Annotated in this window: 6 protein-coding genes and 1 pseudogene; 2 read left to right on the top strand and 5 right to left on the bottom strand. The window is 45.4% G+C overall.

Annotated features, from left to right (window positions below):
* Positions 1-98 precede the first annotated feature (98 nt).
* The 3 genes from PPOP_RS18015 to PPOP_RS18005 form a co-directional block, all read right to left on the bottom strand.
* Positions 99-800: a reverse transcriptase domain-containing protein gene (locus PPOP_RS18015; protein ID WP_006288101.1), complete on the bottom strand. Its 702-nt coding sequence runs from the start codon at positions 798-800 to the stop codon at positions 99-101.
* A gap of 666 nt (positions 801-1466) precedes the next feature.
* Positions 1467-2867 carry an ABC transporter substrate-binding protein gene (locus PPOP_RS18010; protein WP_042229909.1) on the bottom strand — a complete coding sequence of 467 codons (1401 nt, stop codon included), beginning with the start codon at positions 2865-2867 and terminating at the stop codon, positions 1467-1469.
* A gap of 137 nt (positions 2868-3004) precedes the next feature.
* Positions 3005-3223, bottom strand: coding sequence for a hypothetical protein (locus tag PPOP_RS18005; RefSeq protein ID WP_006288099.1), 219 nt, complete (start codon positions 3221-3223; stop codon positions 3005-3007).
* A gap of 173 nt (positions 3224-3396) precedes the next feature.
* Here PPOP_RS18005 and PPOP_RS21305 point away from each other — a divergent pair.
* Positions 3397-4010 (top strand): annotated as a pseudogene (locus PPOP_RS21305) (IS3 family transposase).
* A gap of 264 nt (positions 4011-4274) precedes the next feature.
* On the top strand, positions 4275-5015 hold the full coding sequence (locus PPOP_RS17990; RefSeq protein ID WP_199899000.1) for a Fic family protein: 741 nt from the start codon (positions 4275-4277) through the stop codon (positions 5013-5015).
* A 489-nt stretch (positions 5016-5504) separates the two neighbouring features.
* Here the strand turns inward: PPOP_RS17990 and PPOP_RS17980 are convergent, their stop codons facing one another.
* Positions 5505-7253 (bottom strand): glycoside hydrolase family 13 protein, encoded by a 1749-nt coding sequence (locus PPOP_RS17980; RefSeq protein WP_006288094.1) that lies wholly within the window; start codon positions 7251-7253, stop codon positions 5505-5507.
* 50 nt (positions 7254-7303) lie between these two features.
* The gene (locus PPOP_RS17975) at positions 7304-8326 is read right to left on the bottom strand and encodes a LacI family DNA-binding transcriptional regulator (RefSeq protein WP_006288093.1); all 1023 of its coding nucleotides are present in this window, start codon (positions 8324-8326) and stop codon (positions 7304-7306) included.
* Between the last annotated feature and the right edge of the window lie 303 nt (positions 8327-8629).

Below are 8629 nucleotides of genomic sequence, written 5' to 3'. Positions count from 1 at the left end.
GCGGTAATGCGCTCCGTCCATAACGCTTGTAAACTCGTTTCCATTTTGAATCCATCCTTTCGTATGCGTGATGGATTCATTGTGACTGTTTTGATTTGCTATGCACAGGTGGGATTGGTTTGACGCTTACGGTAGACATTTGCGAGTACGGGTGAGATGATTCCTCCCTGTGGCGTACCTTGCTCTGTTTGCCGGCTCCTTCCTTCCTCCATTACTCCTGCTTTGAGCATACGCTGAATCAGTCGTAAGAGTTTACGGTCCTTGATTCGTACCTCCAGGCATTTCATCATCCAGTTATGATCGACATGATCAAAGAATCCTGCTATATCCACATCCACAACCCCGTTCGTTTTCTTCGTCATGATGATTGTGTGTAGTGTTCGCAGTGCATCATGACATCCACGTCCAGGCCGAAATCCAAAAGAGGCTTCCACGAAATCCCTTTCCATTATGGAAGATAAGATTTTGCTTACCGCCAATTGCACAATCTTGTCTTCGTAAGCCGGTATGCCTAGTGGCCTCATCTTGTTGCTTCCAGGCTTAGGGATATACACTCGTCTAACGGGCTGAGGTTTGTAGGCCATTTTAAGCAAGGATTGATGGAGATTCCTTATGTTTGTGTCCAGGTTTTCCTCGTACTTCGCTTTCGTAACCTCGTCCATACCTACAGCCTTATTCCCTTTCAGTTCCTGATGGCACATGTACAATGCCTTCTCGTCCAAAAGGTGGATTAGGCTTGTAAACTGCTCTTTTGGTCGTTCTCTTGCTGCTTGTGCTATCTTAACAAGTTTTGTTTCCAATTCACTTCCACCTCTGCGTGTGGGAATTGTGTCCTTTGCCAAGGTCTTCTGATGTGGCTTCCTTTTCTCCGCCGCCATTACGCAGCTTCATCAATACTACTCAGCCATCCGACTCCCTATCTCTCTTTTGCTTTCCTTGCTTGGTTTTCACTTGTACGGCATACCCGCTGGTTCCAGGAAGAGTTAGGGCCTCCCGGGTTCCCGCTAATTCTCTGTTTGTAACGTGCCAAGCTCTTAGACCCCGGAGTGCCGATTCAAACTCACCAAAATGCTCGAACCGATATTGCCTTCTGTGTGTGTAACCACATCGGCCTGTCTCCACTTATTTTCGAGGCTCCATCACTTCAGCTTTCGCTTTCGGCCCGCTATTTTGCCGTTCTACGCTTAAGGTTATTCGTTACCGAATAACCTCCAAGAACTAGCTACAGGACTGCTGGTTAGGCCTTTTCCTGATGGGACTCCCACCCACTAGAATTATCGACCTTGCCCGGCCGCACTACACAAAACTCATGACAGACCCCATAGCCAATGAGTCTACAGATGAAAAGTTAACTATACTGCTATCTCGAACAGAGACTCATGGCAGATGCTTGCCTTGGTGGAAGTTCTGGAAATAAGATATGGCTTTGCGAGTACCCACACCACCAGTCCAGCCCTTCGCTCCCCCTATTCAGCGGTTTTAGAGTTGTCTTCCCTTTTCTTTGCTGCTCGTGCTTGCTCCAACGCATTCTGACCCTTCACTTGTAGCTCAGCCAGCGCTTCATCCACTGTTATCTTGTTATCTACGATCGCTCTTAATGTGTCCTCGAGCAACGGTGTATAGAGACGGTAAAACTCTTCCGGAACATTCACATGAGACAAAACATCTGAAGAGTATACCATCGGTTTCAATTTATAGAATGGCTCCACGCTTCTTCCATGTAATTCCTTGAATACTTGATTTCTCGTCGGAAAAGGTTTACCTGTTGAACGAGATGAAATTTTCTCCATTTCCGTTCCATTTGCAAATTTCACAAATTCCCAGGCAGCACGCTTATTCGGGGAATTAGCCGAAACTGCATATATGCCTCCAAATCTTACTTCTGCGGATTCATCTGGATTTTGAGGATCAATCGGAACGGTAACGATATCCCAATTTATTTTTTTTGCTGGCTGGCCGTTAAAAGATCTTGGGTTTTCAAGCTCAGGTATAATCCAAGAATTAGAAATGGTCATAGCTGCTTTTCCAGATTGAAAAGCAAGGAAGTTGGCGACATCACCATTTGGGTCATAGAAAGAGACTGCTTGAGAACGTATCGCATCTGTTGTTAGCTCAAAAACTTTCTTCCAACCGTCTGTATGAATTAGAAACTTCTTTGCTTTTGCATCGAACATACGCAAAGGAGAAGTTTTTGCAACATCATAAAAAAACCAAGCGTTACTAATTTCGGAAAGGGACATCTGATAAAGTCCGTACACTTTATTTTTTCCTGTGCCTATACCCTGAAATCGCTTAGATAAATTAAAAACCTCTTCCCATGTCATTTGGTTGCGCGGGAATTCAATGTTGTTCTCGGTAAATAAATCGCGGTTGTAGTACAATACTGCAGCTTCCAAGCTAGGAATGAGTCCGTATAATTTCCCCTTTCCTTTCGCACGTAAGCTATCGATAAGACCCGGCATGTAGCCTGTTAAATCAAATTGATCTTGCACGATCACTTCATCTAAGCTATATAATTTGCCCTCTTGCGCATAAGAAGTGAGCAAATCTTCGTTTAGGAGTAGTACATCTGGTTTATGTTGCTCGATTATTTCTTTTACTCTTTCTTCGTCCTCCTTTTCCACCCCGTAGAAATTGAGCGGGTGATCTCCCGACATAATAGGAATCACTTCCACATCGATATTCGGATATTTTACACTAAAGAACTGCCCATAGTCCTCATTAAATTGTCTTTCGTTGCGATACACCACCTTTATTTTTTCTTTTCCGTCTTTAAGCGGCGCTAATGCTTGCTTTCCACCGAAACAAGCACTAAGAAACGTTACCATCGTTAGGAGTACAAAAGAAATTTTCCACTTCGCCTTCATACCAACTACACCCACCTTTTTGGGGAATTTTTTTATATAACTAAAATAAAGAAAGAAACAACAGAAAAAAAAGCTATTAAGTACGTACTTAATAGCTTTCAAACATCCTTCACACGGCGAATATATACCTTGTAAAGTTAACCTCTTCTTTCTTTTTCATAACCTACAAAGTTACCTGTACGTCTTTCATAATACTCATACTTTGTACTTCCAGTGCCGGTGTTATTTTTATCGGGTATACATTGCTTAGTAAACGCGTGACATCTATGCACGTTATCAGCAAACGCAGATTGCGACATAACCGTCATAGAAGTAACAATGGAGGCCAAAATAATCATCTTTTTGAATCTTCTCATTTTATTCATCTCCTAATATGAATTTGGTCAAATGCTCCGTGTCTATAAACTATGTCTAGAATATTCTACCATGTAAAAATATTGAAGTCAATTGGATCGGCTACACTTAGTTGGACAACAAAAATAAGGGCTTGTAGAATAAAGCTATTATCCTAAGGAGCGGATCGTCTACAATGCCAAAACAACGACGTACTTTCACAGCAGAGTTTAAAAAGCAACTGGTGCAACTTTATGACAACGGAAGAACCCGAGCAGACATTGTGAAGGAATATGACCTCACCGCATCGGCCTTGGATTGCTGGATTAAACAAGCCCAAACCACAGGCTCTTTCTCTGAAAAGGACAATCGCTCTCCCGAAGAGAATGAACTGATCGCCTTACGGAAAGAGAAGCAGCCAAGGAAGATGACGCCACCGAAGCCATTGTGGACATCTTCCACAAGAATCGAAAAGCCTATCGCACTCGAAAAATCAAAATCAAGCTCCATGAACGCGGGATAGTTGTGTCCAGACGCCGAATTGGTCGGATTATGAAGGAGCAAGGGTTGGTTTCGACGTACACCGTGGCGCAGTATAAGCCGCATAAGGCCAAGTGCAATGAAGAGGCTACAGCCAACACCTTGAACCGAGAATTATTCGTGAATCAAATGAACTTCCAGAGCCTTGCTCACCTTGAACTAGAGTTGTACGATTACGTCAACTGGTTTAACAAGCATCGAATTCATGGAACATTAGGGTATGTAACTCCTGTCCACTATCGAAATCTAGCCCTTAAAAAAGTTGTTTGATTTACTGTTGACAATCCAAGTGCTGTTCACTGTTGGTTAGGAAAGACTTATAGTTTGAGATGTATTGACGGCCAGAGTAAAGAGGGGCTATGCCCCTCTTATTGTTTTTGGAATTACTTTGAATGACTACTGTGAATAAGGATTCCTTTTCCATTGTGGAAGCACAAAATATGCCCTTGATATAAGGATTTAACCAAAATGTGGTATAGTATAGTTGGAGAATCCTGTACAGAAAGGAGTAATGCTCTTATGAAGCAACGCTTATTGGAACGGCTGCTGGAAGAGAAGGAAATGAAGCTTAAAGGCGGTCTGTACCATCAGACACAGATCAAACTCGCATATAATTCGAACCGGATTGAAGGCAGCCGCCTTTCTGAAGATCAGACGCGCTATATTTATGACACGAACACAATCAATGTAGAACCGGATGAAGCGGCAAGTGTTGACGATATCATTGAAACCGTCAATCACTTTTCCTGCTTTGACGATATGCTTGCCCATGCGGATGAGGAACTGACGGAAGACATGATTAAGGAATTCCATCGGCTTCTGAAACGGAGCACATCTGATGAACGCAAGGAATGGTTTCGTGTCGGGGATTATAAAACAAGACCGAACGTGGTCGGTGACACGAAGACAACGGCACCTGCAAAGGTCGGTGGTGAAATCCAAAAACTGCTTGCAGATTATCGTAATAAAAAGAATAAAAGTGTAGAGGATATCGTGGATTTTCATTATCGATTTGAAAGCATACATCCCTTTCAGGACGGCAATGGAAGGGTGGGTCGCATCATTATGTTCAAAGAGTGTTTGAAAAATGATATCCTGCCTTTTATCATTGACTATGAGCATAAGCTGTTTTATTACCGCGGACTGAAAGAATTCACAACAGAAAAAGGATATTTTGCGGATACCTGCTTGTCGGCACAGGATCAATACGAAGTGATGGTATCCTATTTCTTCCCGGACATCACGCAATCCGGGCCGGAAATGAGTCAATCCTAATAAAGTGAATCGTACAACCAGCGCCTTTTAGTTTCAATCGAAACGGAAGGGCACTTTTTTTATTTCAGAAAGGAGCCATTCCTGTAATGAATTCGCCCAGGCTTCGAACATTGATGTCGCCAGTGCTTGTTCTCAATGTCGTATGCTTTGCATTCAGCGCTGCACCGCGGACAGGCAAATGCAGCCCCGCGCTCAAAATCCAGATGCAAGTGCCAAGCTTGTTCCTGATCGTCAAACTCAATATGCGTCAGTTTCCATGGCTCTTCCAACTGCAATGCTACGTTAAACATGTCCATAATCAAATTGTCACTACTGCTTAATGAGGTCCACATTTATCAATCCGCTCCTATTAACGTAATAACGATGACCCGAGAGAAGGACACTTAAAAAAAGTGCCCTCTCTCGGTTTCTTCGCATTTATAATCGAGGAGACCTGAGGTAGCAAGTAGCCGCTTATCGTGCGTTCTTGGCGTACAGCAATAAATAAACTTATCGACGAAGGATCACGGCACTCATTCCGTCAATCGGTACGGCCGTTTTGCTGCTTGAAGCATGGAGAACTTCGCTTGTAAGGGCGTTGTGCCAATCCCCAGCAGCCATTGGCAGTCGAACGGAGCGTCGACGAGTGCCATTGTTCAGCACGATGATGAAGCGGCTGTGCTTATCAGCACGCTCGTAGGCAATGACGCGGTCTTGTTCCTTAGCATGCAGGAAGCGGAAGCTGCCCGATCGAAGGGCAGCATGCTGATGCCTCAGTGCAATAAGGCTTCGGTAATAATCCAACAGCTCGGAATCCTGCTTCTCTTTATCCCATTCCATACATTTGCGGCAGCCTGGATCATTCTCCCCATCCAGACCGATTTCGTCGCCGTAATAGATGCAAGGCGTTCCCAGGAAGGTGAGCTGGAACAGGGCGGCAAGCTTCATTCTGCGCTTATCATTGCCGCATAGCGTCAGGAGACGCGCCGTATCATGGCTGTCGAGCAGGTTGAACATGACCTCATTGGCCTGCTGAGGATAGCTTGCCAACTGATGTTCAATGGCTTGTGCAAATTGGGCTCCATCTACGGTTCTCTCGGCAAAAAAGTCATGCATCGCATACGTGAATGGATAGTTCATGACCGCATCGAATTGGTCGCCTTGCAGCCACATCATGCCTTCATGGAACATTTCGCCTAGGATATAGGCTTCCGGATTAGACGCCTTGACCGTTTGTCGGAACTCGCGCCAGAACTGATGATCCACCTCGTTCGCGACATCGAGGCGCCAGCCGTCGATTCCCACCTCCTCAATCCAGTAACGGGCGACCTCAAGCAAGTACGCCTTCACTTCGGGATTCTCCGTGTTCAGCTTTGGCATCATCGGCGTGAACGCAAACGTATCGAACGTTGGAATGCCATCCACGACGCGGAGCGGAAACTCTCTTACATGGAACCAGTCCTTATAAATGGACTGTTCTCCTATTGCCAAGACATCCACAAACGGTGGGAATGAATACCCAGCGTGATTGAACACGGCATCCAGCAGCACACGGATGCCGCGACTGTGGCACGTCTTGACCAATTCCTTCAGCTTCTCATTTGTCCCAAAGTGAGGGTCGACCTTCATATAGTTTTTCGTATCGTACTTATGATTGGTCGTCGCCTCAAAGATCGGTGTAAAGTAGATCGCTGTAATGCCAAGCTGTTCCAAATCATCGAGATGATCGAGTACGCCCTGCAGATCTCCGCCAAAATAGTTGTCCGGCGTAGGCTCACCCCCCCATGGCTCTACACCAGCAGGATCATTGCTCTTGTCACCGTTTGCAAATCGCTCCGGGAAGATCTGATAGAACACAGCGTCTTTGACCCAAGCAGGAGGCGCGAAAATATCTACAGGGTTCAAGAACGGATACTCGAACCAGCTCTTCGTCGGCGCAGGCTCCTCCTTCTGGAAGCCGCGTTCGGTCATCCATATAGAGCCTATGCTGTCTTCAAGCTTGAAAACATAGGCGAGACGCCGGTACGGAGGAATCACCTCTGCCTGCCAATAATCGAACAGCTCATCCTGATACAAGCGGACCATCGGCGCGGATTCGGTTTTCTCCATGCCTTGCCAGCAATCGAATTTGTCACCGTAATATACGGTTACCTGTTGTACGTCATTTTTCTTTGTTCGAATGCGCAAATGAATCGTTTGGCGGTCATAGGCATAAGCCCAGTTCTGTTGTGGACGATGATAGATGGCTTCTAGCAGCATAATCGGGTCCTCTCCTTTTTGGGCAATTATGGATAGTATAATGAGACTTGTTATTGCTCTGGCGGTCTTACAGAATCTCTCCAAATGAGCTGATGTGGAATGATGATGCGCGCTTGATCAAAACCGTCGCCCTTGATGCATTGAATGAGCGCCTGAACGGTGGATTGGCCCATCTGATACGTCCCGATATCTACGCTTGAAATCTGCGGCAGACACATCTCCGAGAGGGAGGTGTTGTTAAATCCGACGACGCTGCAATCCTCAGGAACGGTCAAGCCGTTGTTCCATAAGGAGCGAATAATGCCGAAAGCAAGCACATCATCGATGGCAACGATGGCAGTAGGCCGCTCGGATAACTCTATGATTTGCTCTGTAATATGTGAAGCAGAGTCAGGAGTGAAGGCGCCCTCAAAGATATAATTGCGATCTAAAGGGAGGCCAGCTTCAAGCAAAGCTTTACGGTAGCCCTTGAAGCGGTCCTTCGATACGGTTAGTTCCATAGGTCCGCTCACGAAGCAGATCTTGCGATGACCAAGCTTGATCAGATGCTCAGTGATGGACTGTGCGGCTGCGACGTTGTCATTATCCACAGACGTAATGTCGGTAAAGTCTTCACTGCGGCCCACCAGCACAAATGGGAACTTCTTTTTTCGGAGAAAAGAAATGTTATCGTCATCCTTATGAGAAGATAGCAGAATAATGCCATCTACATTGCGGCCGTGCACAAGCCGCTCTACAGCTCGTACTTCCTCTTGGGCATTCGATCCTGTTGTCATCAGCACGTCATAGCTGCTTGCCGCTGCTTTCGTAACAATGCCGCGGATGATCTCCGAGAAAAATTGGTTTTGAAACAATTCGTCAGCGGGGCGGGGAAGAACGATGCCGATATTGTTTGTTGTTTTCGTAACTAAGCTCTTCGCCAGCGTGTTGGGGTGGTAACCAAGCTCCTCCATAACTTTTCGTACTTTTCGACTTGTCTTCTGACTGATCCGCGAATCATTAGAAATGACGCGCGATACCGTGGAAGGGGAAACGCCAGCCTTTTCGGCTACGTGTACAATGGTTACGGCCATGATGATAACCTCGCTTACTCGTTCCAAATGATGAGTCAAAGTATAGAATAAAAAAAAGTTTGATGCAAACGGTTTACAAATAATATGGCAATGTGTATAATTCGTTTTATAAGTAACCGCTTACAAAACCGTTTATATCAAGAGTATATTTTTTTAATGCTTTATGCAAAGGTTTGCACAAAATGAGTGATGATTACGCTGGAATACGGTTTTATAACTTAGCGCCTTATATCCCCCTAGCTTTAGCTAGGGGGATATAAGGCGCTTCGGATGCGAGGTGGCTTTAGCTGCCTTAAGCATTCG

The sequence above is a fragment of the Paenibacillus popilliae ATCC 14706 genome (assembly GCF_000315235.1).
In the GTDB taxonomy this organism is placed as follows: domain Bacteria; phylum Bacillota; class Bacilli; order Paenibacillales; family Paenibacillaceae; genus Paenibacillus_B; species Paenibacillus_B popilliae.
This window is presented reverse-complemented; position numbering and strand designations above follow the sequence as displayed.

Bases quoted from the DNA above. Each gene is read 5' to 3' on its own strand.
- PPOP_RS17980 (WP_006288094.1), bottom strand. From the start codon at position 7,253: ATGCTGCTAGAAGCCATCTATCATCGTCCACAACAGAACTGGGCTTAT.
- PPOP_RS18010 (WP_042229909.1), bottom strand. From the start codon at position 2,867: ATGAAGGCGAAGTGGAAAATTTCTTTTGTACTCCTAACGATGGTAACG.
- PPOP_RS18005 (WP_006288099.1), bottom strand. From the start codon at position 3,223: ATGAGAAGATTCAAAAAGATGATTATTTTGGCCTCCATTGTTACTTCT.
- PPOP_RS17975 (WP_006288093.1), bottom strand. From the start codon at position 8,326: ATGGCCGTAACCATTGTACACGTAGCCGAAAAGGCTGGCGTTTCCCCT.